General features: G+C 71.2%; 15 protein-coding genes. 4 read left to right on the plus strand and 11 right to left on the minus strand.

The window, feature by feature from the left end; genetic code table 11:
- Positions 1 to 21: 21 nt before the first annotated feature.
- Both A4R43_RS06790 and A4R43_RS06795 read right to left on the minus strand, forming a co-directional pair.
- Positions 22 to 1386 (minus strand): ATP-binding protein, encoded by a 1365-nt coding sequence (locus A4R43_RS06790; protein ID WP_113691530.1) that lies wholly within the window; start codon positions 1384 to 1386, stop codon positions 22 to 24.
- Between the two features lie 324 nt (positions 1387 to 1710).
- Positions 1711 to 2832: a PrnB family protein gene (locus A4R43_RS06795; RefSeq protein WP_113691531.1), complete on the minus strand. Its 1122-nt coding sequence runs from the start codon at positions 2830 to 2832 to the stop codon at positions 1711 to 1713.
- A gap of 159 nt (positions 2833 to 2991) precedes the next feature.
- Here A4R43_RS06795 and A4R43_RS06800 point away from each other — a divergent pair, with 159 nt between their 5' ends.
- A complete protein-coding gene (locus tag A4R43_RS06800; RefSeq protein WP_113691532.1) occupies positions 2992 to 3228 on the plus strand; it encodes a S1 RNA-binding domain-containing protein in 237 nt (78 codons plus the stop codon).
- A 66-nt stretch (positions 3229 to 3294) separates the two neighbouring features.
- Here the strand turns inward: A4R43_RS06800 and A4R43_RS42575 are convergent, their stop codons facing one another.
- On the minus strand, positions 3295 to 4044 hold the full coding sequence (locus A4R43_RS42575) for a ZIP family metal transporter (protein ID WP_162788347.1): 750 nt from the start codon (positions 4042 to 4044) through the stop codon (positions 3295 to 3297).
- A gap of 92 nt (positions 4045 to 4136) precedes the next feature.
- Here A4R43_RS42575 and A4R43_RS06810 point away from each other — a divergent pair, with 92 nt between their 5' ends.
- Positions 4137 to 5084 carry a phosphotransferase gene (locus tag A4R43_RS06810; protein WP_236808813.1) on the plus strand — a complete coding sequence of 316 codons (948 nt, stop codon included), beginning with the start codon at positions 4137 to 4139 and terminating at the stop codon, positions 5082 to 5084.
- Here the strand turns inward: A4R43_RS06810 and A4R43_RS06815 are convergent, their stop codons facing one another.
- Positions 5085 to 5396, minus strand: coding sequence for a hypothetical protein (locus tag A4R43_RS06815; RefSeq protein ID WP_113691534.1), 312 nt, complete (start codon positions 5394 to 5396; stop codon positions 5085 to 5087).
- Between the two features lie 107 nt (positions 5397 to 5503).
- Between A4R43_RS06815 and A4R43_RS06820 the strand changes: the two genes are divergently transcribed.
- Together A4R43_RS06820 and A4R43_RS06825 are read left to right on the plus strand one after the other, a co-directional pair.
- The gene (locus tag A4R43_RS06820) at positions 5504 to 6310 is read left to right on the plus strand and encodes a peptidoglycan-binding domain-containing protein (protein ID WP_113691535.1); all 807 of its coding nucleotides are present in this window, start codon (positions 5504 to 5506) and stop codon (positions 6308 to 6310) included.
- A gap of 10 nt (positions 6311 to 6320) precedes the next feature.
- Positions 6321 to 6614 carry a Dabb family protein gene (locus tag A4R43_RS06825; RefSeq protein ID WP_113691536.1) on the plus strand — a complete coding sequence of 98 codons (294 nt, stop codon included), beginning with the start codon at positions 6321 to 6323 and terminating at the stop codon, positions 6612 to 6614.
- Here the strand turns inward: A4R43_RS06825 and A4R43_RS06830 are convergent.
- The 7 genes from A4R43_RS06830 to A4R43_RS06860 all read right to left on the minus strand — a co-directional run bounded on the left by A4R43_RS06830 (position 6596) and on the right by A4R43_RS06860 (position 15832).
- On the minus strand, positions 6596 to 6832 hold the full coding sequence (locus A4R43_RS06830) for a PASTA domain-containing protein (protein ID WP_113691537.1): 237 nt from the start codon (positions 6830 to 6832) through the stop codon (positions 6596 to 6598). The two genes, A4R43_RS06825 and A4R43_RS06830, sit on opposite strands and share 19 nt — an antisense overlap.
- 368 nt (positions 6833 to 7200) lie before the next feature.
- Entirely contained in the window at positions 7201 to 9042 is a 1842-nt protein-coding gene (locus A4R43_RS06835; protein ID WP_113691538.1) for a sialidase family protein, read from the minus strand.
- Positions 9039 to 11039: a beta-galactosidase gene (locus tag A4R43_RS06840; RefSeq protein WP_113691539.1), complete on the minus strand. Its 2001-nt coding sequence runs from the start codon at positions 11037 to 11039 to the stop codon at positions 9039 to 9041. The genes A4R43_RS06835 and A4R43_RS06840 overlap by 4 nt, the downstream gene beginning before the upstream one ends.
- The gene (locus tag A4R43_RS06845; RefSeq protein ID WP_113691540.1) at positions 11039 to 11968 is read right to left on the minus strand and encodes a dihydrodipicolinate synthase family protein; all 930 of its coding nucleotides are present in this window, start codon (positions 11966 to 11968) and stop codon (positions 11039 to 11041) included. The genes A4R43_RS06840 and A4R43_RS06845 overlap by 1 nt, the downstream gene beginning before the upstream one ends.
- Positions 11965 to 12954, minus strand: a complete 990-nt coding sequence (locus A4R43_RS06850; RefSeq protein WP_113691541.1) for an oligopeptide/dipeptide ABC transporter ATP-binding protein — start codon at positions 12952 to 12954, stop codon at positions 11965 to 11967. Before A4R43_RS06850 ends, A4R43_RS06845 begins: the two co-directional genes overlap by 4 nt.
- Positions 12951 to 14876 carry a dipeptide/oligopeptide/nickel ABC transporter permease/ATP-binding protein gene (locus A4R43_RS06855; RefSeq protein ID WP_113691542.1) on the minus strand — a complete coding sequence of 642 codons (1926 nt, stop codon included), beginning with the start codon at positions 14874 to 14876 and terminating at the stop codon, positions 12951 to 12953. Before A4R43_RS06855 ends, A4R43_RS06850 begins: the two co-directional genes overlap by 4 nt.
- Positions 14873 to 15832 (minus strand): ABC transporter permease, encoded by a 960-nt coding sequence (locus A4R43_RS06860; protein WP_113691543.1) that lies wholly within the window; start codon positions 15830 to 15832, stop codon positions 14873 to 14875. Before A4R43_RS06860 ends, A4R43_RS06855 begins: the two co-directional genes overlap by 4 nt.
- Between the last annotated feature and the right edge of the window lie 9 nt (positions 15833 to 15841).

Below are 15841 nucleotides of genomic sequence, written 5' to 3' on the forward strand. Positions count from 1 at the left end.
CGGTGGGTGGACGGCCGTCGATCACCGGTCTTCGCCGGTTTCCCGGCGCGCGCGGCCCGCCTGGTAGGCCCCGAACCGGGAGCCGGAGTCCGGCCGCGGCCGGGGCAGGCCGGCCCGCGGCGCGGGGGAGGGCCGGGACGCGGCCAGCGTCTGCCCGCGCGGGCGCTTGGGCAGCCCGGTGCTCGCGGGCTGCTCGACGGCGGGCGCGCCGACGGCCGCGGGCTCGGGCAGTTCACGTGGCGCGTGACGCGGGGTCAGCTCGATCGGGTCCTGCCGCACCTGCGTGATCAACCGGCTCGGGATGCGCAGCACCACCCCGGTGCCGCCGCGGGAGGACGGGCGGAAGAACACGTGCAGGTCGTGCTTGCGGGCCAGGCAGCCGACCACGGTCAGGCCGAGCCGGGTGCCGGTCAGCGTGGTCAGGTCCAGCGGCGTGCCCGCCGACACCGCGGCCTCGGCGCGGGCCAGCGCCTGCGGTTTCATGCCGAGCCCGCCGTCCTCGACGGTGATCACCACGCCGTTGTGCAGGTCCTCGACGTAGACGTGGACTTCCTCCGACGGCGCGGAAAACCGGGTGGCGTTGTCCATCAGCTCGGCGAGCGCGTGCATCACGTCCTCGGCGGCGTACCCGGCGACCGCGGCGCTGCTCGTGGAGTGCGGCCGGACGCGCTGGTAGGCGCCGATGCGGCCCATCGCGCCGCGCAGCACGCTCTCCATCACGATCGGCTTGGTCCAGCGGCGGCCGGAGCGCGCGCCGGTGAGCACCGCGATGCTGTCGGCGATCCGGCCCGCCTGCGAAGTGCTGTGGTCGAGCACCATCAGGTCGCCGAGCAGGTCGTCGGAACACCGGTGCTGCAGGTCGCGGAGGCCGGCGAGCATGCTGGTGGCCAGCGCCTGCACCCGCCCGGCGGCGTTCGCGCAGGCGGCGGTGGCCGCGGCCCGGCGGCGCTCGCCGACGCTGATCTCGTGGACCACCGAGCGCAGCAGGCGCGCGTGGTTTTCCCCCGGTGGCCGGGGAATCTCGGCGAACACGGTGTCCGCGGACGCGCCGTCGCGCAGCAGCGACACCGCCGCGGGCACGGTCTGGTCGACCAGCCTGGCCAGCTCGGCCTCGTGTGCTTCGATCGCGGCGTGGGCGCGCCGCACCTCGGCTCGGGCCTGCCGCAGCTCACCGGTGCGGATGACGGCGGTGAAGACGGCCGCGCAGAGCAGCACACCGGTGACCGCGGCGGCGGCGAGCACCGGGCCGCGGTCGGCGGCGGGCAGCACGGCGGTCACCCACCACCACAGCGCGGCCAGCACCAGCGCGGTGGCCGGGGCGGCGATGAGGGCTTGACCGAAGGGTCCCCGCGCCGCGCGAAGACGAACAGGCGGCTGTTCCGACATAGCTGAAAGGTCCTCGTCGTTCGTCGGTGATTCTCGGTACGGACGGACCACATTGTTCGGCGGTCACGGTTTGGCGGTCACGGTTCTGCCGGGTGCTCGTTTACCGAAAGCTGGAATTCGTGGCAGGGATGGTAGTACCCCGCCGCCGGACCGGCCAGGGCGGGTGGGGTTCTTTTGTCTCTTGCGCCATCCGGGTGAAAAATAGAAACACCTGATCGAGGGACACTTTTTACGGAACGAGGCATCGGTTCAGAAATGCTCAGTCCACGTCATTTACCCGTCATGATCGAATTGGACAGTCCATTGTGGATGAAACCGCGGAGATCAATTCTCCGGCGCTTTCGCGGCCTCCGTTTCCTCGCGGGCGCGCCGGAGCATGGTGACGAAGTCGCTGCCACCGGTGCCCTTGCCTTCGCCGCGCTCGAACCGGCTGATGTACCGGCCGGTCAGCCCGATGTGCCTGCCGCGCAGATCGGTGAGCGTGCGCACGGCCGCGCGGTAGGCCTCGGCCAGCGGCGGGTGCCCGGCACCGAGCGCGTAGGCGCGGATCGACGGCCCGGTCTCGAGGTCGTGCAGGAACCGCCGGTGCCCGCGCGGCATGGACTGCCGCATCCGCCCGAGGAACTCGGCGGTCAGCGGGTGGTCGTGCCGGATGCCGAGCCCGGCGTCGAACGACTGGATCAGGGAGCTCTGCGCGGCGCTGCCCCCGGCGAGCACGTGCGGCGCGGTGCCGGTCCCGTCGAGCGTCACGCCGTCCCAGCCGGTGAGGAAACGGCGGATCCGGTGGTAGAAGACGTACGGGTCGCACCAGCGCTCGACGTCGAGAAAGGCTTGGATGGTCCGGTCGAGCACCACCCGCAGCCGGTCGAGACAGGTGGTCAGCCGCGCGGCGTCGTCGTCCGCGACGGCTTCCTGTCCTTCGGCGAGCAGTTCCAATCCCGGCGCGCCGGTCAGCTCGACGCCCGCGGTCGCCAGGTAGAACCACTTTTCGTCGACACCGCCGAGGAAGGTGACCTGCGTGTCGATGTTGTCCATGCCCAGCGGCCGTGCCGGATCCAGGCGCCGCCAGTTCGCCAGCACGATCGACGCGTGCGCGATGATCGGCGGCCGGTCGAGTCCGGTGGCGAGGCGGTGCAACGGCCGGGCGAGCGGTGCTGGCACGTTCGCGGCGGGCGGATCGCTCGCCCACACGTGGGCGTTGGCGAGGCAGACGAGCAGCAGCATCGCGCGCTCCCGCTCGGCTTCGGTGGTGAGCGCGTCCGGGGACAGCTCGGGCAGCGCGGCCACGGCTTCGCGCATCCGGCCGGTCATCAGCAGCGCGCCGATGTCCCGCGCGGTGTCCTCCCACGGCGTGAAGTACGGCGGCAGCCGGTCCAGCGGGTCGGCCGCGGGCAGGAAACCGCGGTGCTCGTCGACGCCGTACTCGTGGAACGCCTTGATGACCATGGGCCCGATGCTATGATCCCCGCGTGACTGCCGGGTCGGCCAAGGGCCAAGAGCGGATCGGGATCCCGGCCACGCCGTGATCACCCGGCGGGCCAGGGGCCCGCCACCTCCGTGCGTTCTCCCAGTGAATTTCGGGACAGCGCGGAAGGAGGTGAACACATGTCCCAGCACAAGGTCTGGCAGGACTTCCTCGCCCGTAACAGCACGGGCAGCGTCATCGACGGCACCGTGACCTCGGTCGCGCCGTTCGGTGCGTTTCTCGAGGTGGCGCCCGGAATCCACGCCCTGTTGCACGCGTCCGGGTACACCGACGCGCCCGCGGTGGGTGCGTCGATGCCGGTGCGCATCCTCGACATCGACGAGGAGAAGGTGCGGCTGAGCGTGGCTCCCGCCTGATGAAGTGGGTGCGGGGGCAGAGTGAGGCTGCCCCCGCACCCCTCGCAGTCTAGAGGTGCCGCGGTTTTACAGGTGGGACAGCGCGAACGCGGTCAGGAAGCCGGTGACGGTGATGATCCCGTTCCACAGGTGCGCGCCCTCGAACGCTTCCGGGATCATCGTGTCGGCGATCATCGCCAGGATCGCGCCACCCGCGAGCGCGGTGATCGCGGCCAGCGCCGGACCGGGCACGCCGCCGAGCAGGCCGTAACCGAGCATCGCCGCGGCGCCGCTGATCAGCGCGATCCCGGCCCACAACGCGAAGACGTACCGGGCGCTGCGCCCGGCGCGGCGCATGCCGGAGGCGCTCGACAGGCCTTCCGGCACGTTGCTGATGAACACCGCGGCCACGGTGACCGCGCTGACCGAGCCGCCGCCGAGCAGGCTGGTGCCGATCACCATCGACTCCGGCACGCCGTCGAGGAGCGCGCCGAGTGCGATCGCGGTGCCGGAGCCGCTCTGCTCGGCCTCGCTGGGCTGCTGGTCACCGGAGCGCTTGCGGTGGCGGGCGCCGCGCCGCGCCAGCACCACGTTCGCCAGCGTGTAGGCCACGGCGCCGGCGAGCGCACCGGCCGCCGTGGCCACCAGCCCGCCGCGCTCGTGTGCCTCGGCGATCAGCTCGAACGACACCGCCGAGAGCAGCACACCGCTGCCGAAGGCCATCACCGCGGCGACGAGCCAGGCCGGGATGCGGGCCAGGTAACCGAGCAGCGCGCCGCCCAGCAGGGCCGATCCGGCGAGCAGGCCCCAGCCGCCCGCCGCGAGCAGTTCCGGCACGCTCCGCTCCTCCCGTGTCCCTCCGGCGAACCGTACTCCGCCGCCGGGAAAATGCCGTGCCGCGAAACGCCGGGCGGGTTAGCTTGCCGGGCATGAAGGATCGTCCCGAAGGAGCCGGTGAACCGGAACTGCGGCACGCGCTGCTCGAGTGGGGGATCGAGGTGGCGGCGCTCGACTACGCGGCGGTCGGCTTCGGCGACTACCACTGGATCGCCACCGGCGCGGACGGCCGCCGCTGGTTCGTCACGCTGGCGGACCTGGCCAGCAAGGTCCACTGTGGACTCGATGCGCCCGCGGCCGGGCGCGGGCTCCGGCGGGCGATGGACACCGCGTGGGCGTTGCGGCAGGGCGGCTGCGAATTTGTGGTGGCACCGGAGAAAACCGCCGGCGGGGAGACGGTGCGGCCGGTGGGTGAGCGGTACGCGGTGAGCGTTTTCCCTTACCTGGACGGCTCTTCCGGTGATTTCGGGGACACGCCACGCGGATCGGTGATCGACCTGCTCGCCGAACTGCACGGTGCCGCGCCGCCGGAATCCGTGCCGGTCCTGGAGCCGGATCTCGCGCTGCGGTCACGCCTGGAGCGGTCCCTCGGCGAACTGGACCGCTCGTGGGAGAGCGGCCCGTATGCCGAGCCCGCGCGGGAGCTGCTGTCCGCGCACCTGCCCGGACTCCGGCGTGCGCTGGCGGAGTTCGATCACCGGATCGCCGGACTGAACCCCGAACGGGTGGTGACGCACGGTGAACCGCATCCCGGCAATGTGCTCTGGATGGGCGACACCCGGCTGCTGCTCGATTGGGACACCGTCGGGTTGGCCGTGCGGGAGCGCGATCTCGCCTTCGCCACGGGTGAGGAACTCCGGAAGTACGAGGAGCTGACCGGGCACCGGCCGGACTCGGCGGCGCTGGCGACCTACCGCCTGCGCTGGGATCTCGACGAGGTGGCCGTCTACGTCGACCTGTTCCGCCGCCCGCACACGCGAACCGACGACACCGGCCTCGCCTGGGCCGAACTGGCGGAGATCGTCGCGAAGCTTGGTTAGTTAGGCGCGTTCGATGTGGGCGCGCACGTGCGTGCCGGACTCATCGAGCCAGCCCTTCGAAGCGGCGTAGGACAGCATGCCGTCGAACCGGGTGGTCCAGTCGTCCTCGGTGCGGCCGTCGGCGCGGGCGCGCAGCGCGTCGGTGGCGACGTAGATGTGGTCACCGCCGTCATCGAGCCTGCCGAGGCCGTGTTCGGCGAGCAGACCGCGCAGCCGGTCCTCGCCGAGGTTCGCGCTGACCTCGACGTGGAACCGGGTGCAATCGTCGGGCTCCGCGAGTTCCGGGCCGCTCGGGGCGATCAGCAGGCGCATGCCGTTCAGCGTAGGGCGGCACGCACGGGAAACCCCTTCCGGTTTGCTCTTGGCTGATTACATTTGTCTCTGGTGAAAACTCGACGGCGCTGCCTACGCTCGCCCGCATGATCAGGCGAATCGGCGTGCTGGCCGCGGTGCTGGCCGTGCTGTCGGGGAGCGCGGTGGCCCATGCGCTGCCCGCGGTGAACATGGAAGCCGTGCTCAAGGCCGCGCAGATCGATCCCCGGCGGGCGGATTCGGCGGTCACGCCCGGCAGCGGGGACAGCGTGCTCGCGGTCGAACGCGCGCTGGCGGACCAGGGGCTGCTCAGCGCCGGGTACGTCGATGGGCACTTCGGCACGAAGACGGTCGAGGCGTACGCGGCCTTCCAGCGTGCACAGGGCTCGACCGGGCTGGACGCGTCCGGTTTCCCTGGCCGTGCCTCGCTGGTGAAGCTGGGCGAGCAGCGGTTCACCGTGACGCGGACGCTCGTGCCGGGTGCCAGGGTGACCTACCGCGGGGCGCTGATGAACGAGCGCACCAAGGCGATGCTGGTGGAGGCGGAACGCCGGCTCGGCCGGTCGCTGGTGGTCACGCAGGGCTCGTACAACCCCGGCGGCGACCCGACCTCGGCGGGCACCCACGACGGCGGGGGAGTACTGGACATCTCGGTCAGCGGCGTGACGCCGGTGAACGTGGTGCGGGAACTGCGGACGGTCGGCTTCGCCGCGTGGTACCGCACCCCGGCGCAGGGCGACTGGGAGGCACACATCCACGCCGTCGCACTGGCCGACCCGGACCTCTCGCCACCCGCTCAGCACCAAGGCGGCGACTACTACCTCGGCCTGAACGGCCTGGCGAACCGCGGCCCGGACGACGGCCCGGCGGTCACCCCGAAACGAACCTGGGAAGAGTACCGCCGGGCAGGCTAGTGTTCGGATCATGATCCGTCACACGGTCGCGTTCCGGCTTCGCCACGCTCCTGGTTCGGCCGAGGAGCGCGAGTTCCTGACCGCGGCGCTCGCGCTGGCCGACATCCCCGGTGTCCAGCGGTTCGAGCAGCTGCGCCAGACCAGCCCGAAGAACGACTTCCGGTTCGGCTTCTCGATGGAGTTCGCCGACCAGGCCGCCTACACCGCGTACAACGAGCACCCGGTGCACACCGCGTTCGTGGCCGAGCGGTGGGTGCCCGAGGTCGAGGACTTCCTGGAGATCGACTACGAGCCGCTGGGCTGAACCCAGACCGTCACGCTCGACGGCCGGTCCCGCTGCGGTTCCTTCGGTTCCTGGCGCACGACCCGCGCGGTGGGGTCCGCCGCCAGCGGTGCCGAACCGGCGTCGAGGAGCGCGACCCCGGTTTCGCCGGCCAGCGCGAGGGCCTGCGCCACCGTGAGGCCGACGAAGCCCGGAACCGGCCACGTCACGTCGTAGTCCAGGTTCCGCGAAACACCCATGAAGCCACCCTAACGGCCGACTCCTGACCTGCGGCGTTGCGCGGAGATCGCGTCGCGGTCGGCGGCGCAGCACACCCTGATCAACATCGACCTCACCGCGTGCGGCGCGATCGCCGGGCTGCTGCTCATCCCGTTCCTGTCGGGCTGCTGCGCTGGGAAGGCGCGAACAAGGTGGAACGCGCGCGGCGCACGCCGTTGCATCCAGTTCGGCATTCCGCTGCTGCTGCACTTCGTGCTGGGCCCGGTGGCGCTGTGTGCCGGGCCCCGGCACCTGGTGGGAGTGGGCGGCCCTGGCGGCGGGCGTCCTGGTGCAGGGCGTCGTCTGCGCCATGTGGATCAGCCTGTTCCGCCGCTGGGCCGCCCCTCGGTCAGCCTCGTGAGACCCGGTCCAGCGGCAGGCGCAGCACCTGCCCCTCCGGCACGGCCGCGTTGTGCGCCCGGATGCCGGTCAGCTCGGCATCGGACACCGACCGCCGGTAGAACCTGATCTCGTCGAAGGCGCCTTGCCACCGCTGGGTGTTGTCCAGCCGCTGCCCCACGACGAACTGCCACGACACGGTCTGGCTGATCGTGCCCGCCGACGCCGGACCGGCAGCCGCCTCGGCGCCGTCCACGGTCAGCGACAGCCGGTCGCCGGTGCGCCGCAGCGCCACGTGGTGCCACTGCTCGTCGTCGTAGGCGCTGGTGGTGGTGATCGACTTCGTCCCGGCCGGAGTGGTCATCGTGGCGATGAGCCTGCCGAGCCGCGGTTCGGCACGCAGCCACAGCTGCGGTGCCGTGCCACCCATGCCGCCCAGCCAGGTCAGCACCTGGTCGGCCTTGCTCGATCCGTAGCGGAACCAGCCGGTCCAGGTGAAGTCACCCGCGCCCGGCAGCTGGGCCTGGTCGTACGGCACGCGGAGGAAACCACCGGGGGCCACCGCCATCCCGAACCGCCCATCCACTGTGGACGGCGAGCCGACCGCGATGGCGTCGGAGTGCCGCCGTGAGATGTCCGGTGTGGACGGTCCGGCCGGGTTCTTCCAGCCGAGGTGGTCTTCACCGAACCGCGCGAACCGGATCTCGTCCCGCGCGTCCACCGGACCGCCTTCGTACATCAGCCCGATTTCCACCGCGGCCGAGCGCGAATCGCTGATCTGCACCAGATCCGAATAACCGGACCAGTCCGCCGTGATCCGCGTGCCCTGCTCGGCGTTCTCCCAGGTCCGGCCGCCGTCGTAGGAGGAACGGAGCATCATCCACCGCCGCCGGTCGGTGTCCGACGGCGACGAGAACAGCAGCCGATCGGGCTTGCCCGGCCGTTGCAGCCGCAGCACGGCGCCCTGCACGATCGGCGTCACCAGGTCGGGGATCGTGGTGAACGGCGTGCTGAACGACTCGCCGCCGTCCCGGCTGACCGCGTGCGTGCGGTTGCCGACGTCGGTACCGCCCTGCTCGCGCCCGGCCGCGTAGACCGAGCCGTCGGCCAGCTCGGCGACGCTGATCTCCTGCGGTTTCTGGGTGTATGTGCCGGGCACCGAGTGCGGGTAGTCGGTCTGCGCGCCGATCCGCCAGCTGTCACCGTGGTCGTCGCTGTAGATCAGCGCCGCGTGGTTCTCCACCGACTGGGTGCTGCGCGCGGTTTCCGCGTTGATGCCGAACACCAGCCGACCGGCGTGCGGGCCCTTCTCCAGCTGGATGCCGTGCACCGGACCGGAGGCGTACCACGCCGTCCACTCCGGACGCTTGACCTGGGCGCCGATGTCCCGTGGCGCCGACCAGGTCCGGCCGTCGTCGTCGCTGTGCTGCTGGTGCGGGAAGCGCGGGCACGGGATCGCGCAGCCCTTGTCGTCTTCGCGGCCCGCGTTGTAGGTGCTGATCAGCACGATCCGCCCGGTCTCGCGGTCCACGATGGGCACCGGGTTGCCGTGCGTGTCCCCGTCACCGGAGTTGACCACCTGCATCGGCGACCAGGTGCGCCCGCCGTCCTCCGACCGCTTGAGCACCAGGTCGATGTCGCCGGTGTCACCGCAGTTGTCCACCCGGCCCTCGGCGAAGGCGAGCAGCGTGCCGCGCGCGGTCTTCACGATCGCCGGGATCCGGAAGCAGGCGTACCCGGGATCCCGCGACGCCTTGAACAGCACCTGCTCGTCCACCGCGGGAGCCGCCGTGGCCACCGGTGCCGCCAAACCCGCTACCAGCAGGCAAACCAGGACCAGTGCGCGCTTCACGAGTTCCTCCTCAGCACGGCCACCCCACGCGAACCGAGCACAACCTCGTCGAGCGGCGTCCCGGCATCGGTGAGCAGATCGGCTGCGGCCGACGGCAACGGCACGGTGACCTCCGACGTGGTGTGGTTGAGCAGCATCAGGTACTCGCGGTCGGTGCCACGGCGGACCACCGCCTGCACGCCTTCGGGCAGTCCCGGCAGCACCGGTGTCGCCGAAGCCTCGGCGGTGATGCGGTCGAACAACGCACGCATGCCGCCGGCGTCGGGCCGGGTCGCCAGGTACCACGCCACGCCTTCGCCGAAGCCGTGCCGGGTCACCGCCGGGCGCCCGGCCAGCTCACCGCCGGCGAACGAGCCGATCACCTCGGCGCCTTCGAGTTCGATCCATTCCGACCACACCGTCGCCCCGGTTTCGGTGCCGTCGGCGAACCGGACCGTGGTCGTGCCGCCGTCCGGCAGCGGCCAGAACTCGTCCACGCGCAGGCCGAGGATGTCCCGCAGCGGCGCCGGATAACCGCCGAGGTACGCGCGGTCGCAGGCGTCCACGATGCCGGAGAAGAACGACACCACCAGGTGCCCGCCGCGTTCGACGTACCGGCGCAGGTTCGCCGCCACCGACTCGTCCATCAGGTAGAGGTTCGGCACCACGACGAGCTTGTACTTCGACAGGTCGTCCGACGGGTGCCGCACGTCGCAGGTGATCCCGGCGTCGAACAGCGGCGCGTAGTGCGCGAGGTGCGTTTCGAGCTGGTCCAGGTCACCGGAGGGGTGCGAGTCCAGCTCGAGGCCCCACCAGCTTTCCCAGTCGTGCAGGACCGCCACGTCCGCGTCGATCGTGGTGCCCGCCAGCTCCGACACCGTCGCCAGCTCCTGGCCGAGCGCGCTGACTTCGCGCCAGGTGCGCGTTTCACGGCCACCGTGCGGCACCATCGCCGAGTGGAACTTCTCGGCGCCGCCGCTGGTCTGGCGCCACTGGAAGAACAGGATCGCGTCGGCCCCGCCCGCCACCGCCTGCCAACTGCCCAGCCGCATCGCGCCGGGCGCCTTGGGGCTGTTGCGGTTGCGCCAGTTCACCGCGCTGGGTGCCTGCTCCAGCAGCATCCACGGCTTGCCGTGCTTCAGCGAGCGCACCAGGTCGTAGGCGAAGGCGGCCTCGACGTGGGAACGCGGGTCGTAGGGGTCGGGGTAGGAGTCGAGGCTGACCACGTCCTCGTGCGGCACCCAGCGGTGCCAGTCCAGCGACTTCTGCACCCGGCCGACGAAGTTCGTGGTGATCGGCACGTCCGGGGTGAGCCGCCGCAGCACCTTCTGCTCGGCCAGGTAGCAGCCGAGCGAGGCGTCGGAGGAGAACCGGTGGAAGTCCAGCTGCTGCGCCGGGTTCGGGAAGGTCGGCGCCACGCGTGGCGGGAAGACCTCGGCCCAGTCGTCGTACTGCTGCGACCAGAAGGTGGTGCTCCACGCCTGGTTCAGCGCGGCGATGTCGCCGTACCGGTCGGCCAGCCAGCGCCGGAAGTCCGCCGCCGAGTTGTCGCAGTAGCAGGCGCGGATGTGGCAGCCGTACTCGTTGCCGATGTGCCACATCGACAGCGCCGGGTGGTCGCCGTACCGCCGGGCCACCTGCTCGGCCAGCCTGGCGGCGTAACGGCGGAACACCTCGCTGGACGGGCAGAACTGCTGGCGTGCCCCGGCCGACAGCCGCGTGCCGTCGGCCCGCACCGGCAGGACTTCGGGGTGCAGGTGGGTCAGCCACGGCGGGGGAGAGGCGGTCATCGTGGCCAGGCAGACCTCGACGCGTGCGTCACCGAGCTTGTCCATCACCGTGTCGAACCAGCCGAAGTCGTACTCACCCGGCCGCGGTTCGACCCCGGCCCACGAGAAGATACCCGCGGTCACCATGGTCACCCCGGACTCGGCCATCAGCTTGATGTCTTCGTCCCACACCTCGGCCGACCAGTGCTCGGGGTTGTAGTCGGCCCCGTAATGGATCTTCCCGAACATCAGACCAGCCCCGCTTCGACGAGCTTTTCCTTGATCTGCAGCAGTTCCTCGGTGTTCAGCGGCACCTGGGGCGGCGCCATCACGGCGTTGTCGATGAACCCGCGCAGCTTCATGGCCGCCTTGAACGCGCCGAGCGCCGCCGAGCCGCGGCCCATCCGCGTGACCGGGGCGATGTCGGTGATGGTGAACAGGTTCAGCAGCCGTTCCTGGACGCGCTTGGCCTCGGCCAGCTCTCCGGCGCGCACGTGCCGGTGGATGGCCACGTAGCCGTCCGGGTCCACATTGGCCAGTCCGGGCACCACGCCGTCCGCGCCCAGCGCCAGCGCGGTGTCCACCATCAGCTCCGAGCCGGTGAACACGGCGAATGAGTCCAGCCCGCGCTCGGCCTTGCGCAGCAGGACGAACCGGAACCCGGCCTCGTCGCCGCTGGAGTCCTTGAGCCCGGCGAGCACGCCGTCGGCGGCCAGCCGCAGCACCATCTCGCGGTCGAGCCGGTTGTGCACCGCCATCGGGATGTCGTAGGCGAAGATGGGCAGCTCGGTCTGCTCCTTGATCAGCCGGAAGTGCCGGTCGATCTCGGCCACGTGCGTCCGGGTGTAGTACGGCGCGGTCACCACGATCGCGTCCGCACCGGCCTTCTCCGCGTCACGGACGTGTTCGAGCACGCGCAGGGTGGTCATGTCGATGCACCCGGCCAGTACCGGCACGCGACCGGCGGCCTGTTCGACGGCCGTTTCCAGCACCACGCGCCGGTGCGCGTCGGGCAGGAAGGGCACCTCACCGGACGAGCCGAGCACGAAGATCCCGTGCACGCCGGCGGTCAGCTGGGCGTCGATGTGCCGCCGGAACGAGGCGGTGTCGACGGTCCAGTCGTCGTGCAGCGGGGTGCACAGGGGCGGGATCACGCCGGCGAACTGCGTGGCGGTCATGATGGGCTCACTCCGATGGTCTCGGCGGGTACTTCCGGGTGGATACAGCGGTAGGTGTGGCCGGGTGCACCGGTGGCCAGCGGCGGCAGGGCGGCGGCGCAGTCGTCGGTGGCCTTCGGGCACCGCGTGCGGAACCCGCAGCCGCTGGGTGGCGCGGTCGCCGACGGCACCGGCCCGCTGAGCACGATCGGCTCGACCGGGTCCAGCAGGCTCGGCGTGGCCGAGAACAGCGCCCGCGTGTACGGGTGCCGGGCGCCGTGGGGCAGTTCGGCGGCGGGGGCCTCCTCCACCACGCGCCCCAGGTACATGGTCACGATGCGGTCGCTCATCTTCCGCACGGTCTGGATGTCGTGCGAGACAAAAACCATCGCCAGGCCGAGCTTTTCCCGCAGGTCGATGAGCAGGTTCAGGATCTGCGCGCGGACCGAGACGTCCAGCGCCGAGGTCGGCTCGTCGGCCACCAGCAGCGCGGGTTCCAGCGCGAGCGCCCTGGCGATCGCGACACGCTGCCGCTGCCCGCCGGAGAGCTGGCCGGGCACCGCGTCCGCGACGCTGTCCGGCAGGCCGACCAGGGACATCAGCTCGCGCACGCGGTCCTCGCGGGCGGCACCGGTGCCGACGCGGTGCACGTCGAGCGGGTCGCGGATGATCTTGGCCACGGCCAGCCGCCGGTTGAGCGCGGTCGCCGGGTCCTGGAAGACCATGCCGACGTCGCGGCCGAATTTCGCGGCCCGGTCGCCCGCGCTCATCTCCCACAGCGACGCGCCGCGGTAGCGCACCACACCCGCGGTCGGCTGCTGCAGCCCGACCATCACCTTGGCCAAAGTGGACTTACCGCAACCGGATTCGCCTACCACACCAACGGTTTCCCCGGGTTCGAGCACCAGGTTCGCGTCGGTCAGCGCGTACACCGAGGCCCGGCCGAACAGCCGGTCGCCGGCGATCCGGTGCACCACGTGCACGCCGTCGAGTTCGAGCAGGCTCACGACGGCACTCCTTCCGCGAGCAGGGCCTCTTCGTCGATTTCGGCGGGGAAGTGGCACGCCACCTGGTGCTTGAGCGTCTGCCCCTCGGGAACCGGAGCCTCGGTGCGGCAGCGGGCACGCGCGGCGGGGCACCGGTCGGCGAACCGGCAGCCCTGGCCGAATTCGGCCGGCGACGGCACCACGCCCTTGATCTGGGTGAGCCGCGCCTGGCTCGCCTCCAGCGACAGCACCGCGCTGAGCAGGCCCCGGGTGTAGTGGTGTCGTGGGGCGCCGACCACCCGCGCGGTGGTCCCGGTCTCGGCGACCTGGCCGCCGTACATCACCACCACGCGGTCGGCCACGTCGGAAACCAGCGCCAGGTCGTGCGAGACCAGGATGAGCGCGAAACCGAGTTCCTCCTGCAACCGCAGCAGCAGCGAGATGACCTGCGCCTGCACGGTGACGTCCAGCGCGGTGGTCGGCTCGTCGGCGACGATCAGCTTCGGGCTGCGCGACAACGCCATCGCGATCAGCACCCGCTGCCGCTGCCCGCCGGACAGCTCGTGCGGATACGACCGCAGTGTCCGCTGTGGATCGAGATTGACCAGCTCCAGCAGTTCCGCCGGGGTGCGCGTGCCGCCGCGCCGGGTGAACTGCTTGAGCTGCGCCTGGATGGTCATCGCCGGGTTCAGCGAGCTGAGCGCGTCCTGGTAGATCATCGAGATGTCGTGCCCGAGGTGGCGCCGCCGCTCGGCGGGGCTCAGCGCGAGCAGGTCCCGCTGGGCGAACCGGATCTGCCCGGACACCTTGGCCGTGCGCGGTTGCAGGCCCATGATCGACAGCGAGGTCAGCGACTTGCCGCAGCCCGATTCGCCGATCAGGCCGAGCACTTCGCCCGCCCGCACCGAGAACGACACGCCCGCCACCACGTCGACCCCGTTGTGCCGGTCCGGGAACGAGATGGCCAGACTGTCCACTTCGAGCACCGGCGGCTTGCCGTCGAGATCCCGCGCGGTACGGGAAAGGCGGGTGCCGACCTCACGCAGCCCCGAGATGGGCAGCACCGGTTCGGTGTTCTCCGCGGCCTCTTCGGCGGCGACCTCCTTGGCCGCGCGTGCCGCCTTGGCGGTGCGGGCCGACGGTGCCGCCCACGCGTCGGAAATGCCCTCGGACAGCACGTTCAGCGCGAGCACGGTCACCAGGATCAGCAGGCCGGGGAACACCGTGGCCCACCAGCCGCCGATCAGCACCAGGTCCTTGCCGTCGGAGAGCACCGAGCCCCACGACGGGTCCGGCGGCTGGATGCCCGCGCCGATGAACGACAACGAGGCCTCGAACACGATCGCCTCGGCCACCATCACCGTGCAGAACACCAGCACCGGCGCCGCGCAGTTGACCGCGACGTGCCTGGCCAGGATGAACCACCGCTTCGCGCCGACGATCTTCTCGGCGGCGACGTAGTCCTCGCTGTACTGCGCCAGCACGTTCGCCCGCACCACCCGCGCGATCGGCGGGGTGTTCACGAAGGCGATGGCCAGGATCAGCACGCCGATGCCGTTGCCGAACACCGCGACCAGCACGGCGGCCAGCGCGATGCCGGGGAAGGCCATCACCACGTCGAGGATCCGCATGAGCACGGCGTCGGCGCGGCGGCCGGCGGTCGCCGCGAGCGCGCCGATCAACGCGCCCGCGACCAGTGCCAGCGCGGTCGCGCCCAGCCCGATCGCCAGCGACCAGCGGGTACCGGCGACCAGCCGCGAGAAGATGTCGCGGCCGGACTGGTCGGTGCCGAACCAGTGCCCGGCGTCCGGGCCGCCGGCGTCGGTGCTCAGCGCGTTCGGGTCGTGCGTGGTGAACAGGTCGCCGAACAACGCGACCAGCACCAGCAGGGTGAGAATGCCCGCGGCGATCCAGGAAGCGGCGCCCAGCCGCCGCCGGTTCACGCGTGGCTCCGCAGCCGCGGGTTCGCCAGCAGGTACAGCAGGTCCACGATCAGGTTCACCAGCACGAAACCGAGCGCGATGGTGATCACGAAGCCCTGCACCTTGGCGGTGTCGCCGTCCTTGACGGCCTGGATCATGTTCTGCCCCATTCCCGGCAGCGCGAACATCGTCTCGATCACCACGGCACCCCCGAGCAGGTAACCGACCCGCAGGCCGAGCACGGTGAGCGGGTTGACCAGCGCGTTGCGCAGCACGTTGCGCCCGACCACAACAACCGGCGGCAGTCCGCCGCCGCGCGCGGTCCGGACGTAGTCCTTGTCCAGTTCCTCCACCATCGAGGTGCGGATGATCCGGGTCAGCTGCGCGGCCACCGGCATCGCCAGCGCGATCGCGGGCAGTGCCATCGAGTTCAGCCAGCCGGAGAACGAGTCGTTCATGCTGACGTAGCCGCTGGTCGGGAACAGGCCCTCGCCCACGGCCAGCCACTGCACCAGCAGCAGCGCCACCCAGAACGCCGGTGCGGCCACCCCGGCCAGGCTGACCAGCCGGATCAGCTGGTCGGGCCAGCGGTCGCGGAACAACGCCGAGGTGATCCCGAGTACCAGCGCCACCACCAGCGCGATGACCAGGCCCATCAGGGTCAGCTGCACGGTCAGCGGCAGCGCGGTGGTAATGGTCTCGCCGACCGGCTGCTTGGTGATCACGCTGGTGCCGAAGTCACCCTGGAGCAGCTGCCAGACGAAGTGCACGTACTGCAGCGGCAGCGGGTCGTTGAGCCCGTTGGCCTCGCGGAAAGCTTCGAGCTGTTCCTGGCTGACGTTGGCGCCCTCGAACGCGGCGAGCGCCGGATCGGTGGGGGAGAAGCGCATCACGATGAAGACGAACAGGATGACGCCGAGCAGCAGCGGCACCAGGGCCAGCACGCGCCCGGCGAGCATCCGCACGATGACGACCACGAGTGTGCT

The sequence above is a fragment of the Amycolatopsis albispora genome (assembly GCF_003312875.1).
Lineage (GTDB): Bacteria > Actinomycetota > Actinomycetes > Mycobacteriales > Pseudonocardiaceae > Amycolatopsis > Amycolatopsis albispora.

Bases quoted from the DNA above. Each gene is read 5' to 3' on its own strand.
- A4R43_RS06790 (WP_113691530.1), bottom strand. From the start codon at position 1,386: ATGTCGGAACAGCCGCCTGTTCGTCTTCGCGCGGCGCGGGGACCCTTC.
- A4R43_RS06795 (WP_113691531.1), bottom strand. From the start codon at position 2,832: ATGGTCATCAAGGCGTTCCACGAGTACGGCGTCGACGAGCACCGCGGT.
- A4R43_RS06800 (WP_113691532.1), top strand. From the start codon at position 2,992: ATGTCCCAGCACAAGGTCTGGCAGGACTTCCTCGCCCGTAACAGCACG.
- A4R43_RS06810 (WP_236808813.1), top strand. From the start codon at position 4,137: ATGAAGGATCGTCCCGAAGGAGCCGGTGAACCGGAACTGCGGCACGCG.
- A4R43_RS06815 (WP_113691534.1), bottom strand. From the start codon at position 5,396: ATGCGCCTGCTGATCGCCCCGAGCGGCCCGGAACTCGCGGAGCCCGAC.
- A4R43_RS06820 (WP_113691535.1), top strand. From the start codon at position 5,504: ATGATCAGGCGAATCGGCGTGCTGGCCGCGGTGCTGGCCGTGCTGTCG.
- A4R43_RS06825 (WP_113691536.1), top strand. From the start codon at position 6,321: ATGATCCGTCACACGGTCGCGTTCCGGCTTCGCCACGCTCCTGGTTCG.
- A4R43_RS06830 (WP_113691537.1), bottom strand. From the start codon at position 6,832: ATGGGTGTTTCGCGGAACCTGGACTACGACGTGACGTGGCCGGTTCCG.
- A4R43_RS06840 (WP_113691539.1), bottom strand. From the start codon at position 11,039: ATGTTCGGGAAGATCCATTACGGGGCCGACTACAACCCCGAGCACTGG.
- A4R43_RS06845 (WP_113691540.1), bottom strand. From the start codon at position 11,968: ATGACCGCCACGCAGTTCGCCGGCGTGATCCCGCCCCTGTGCACCCCG.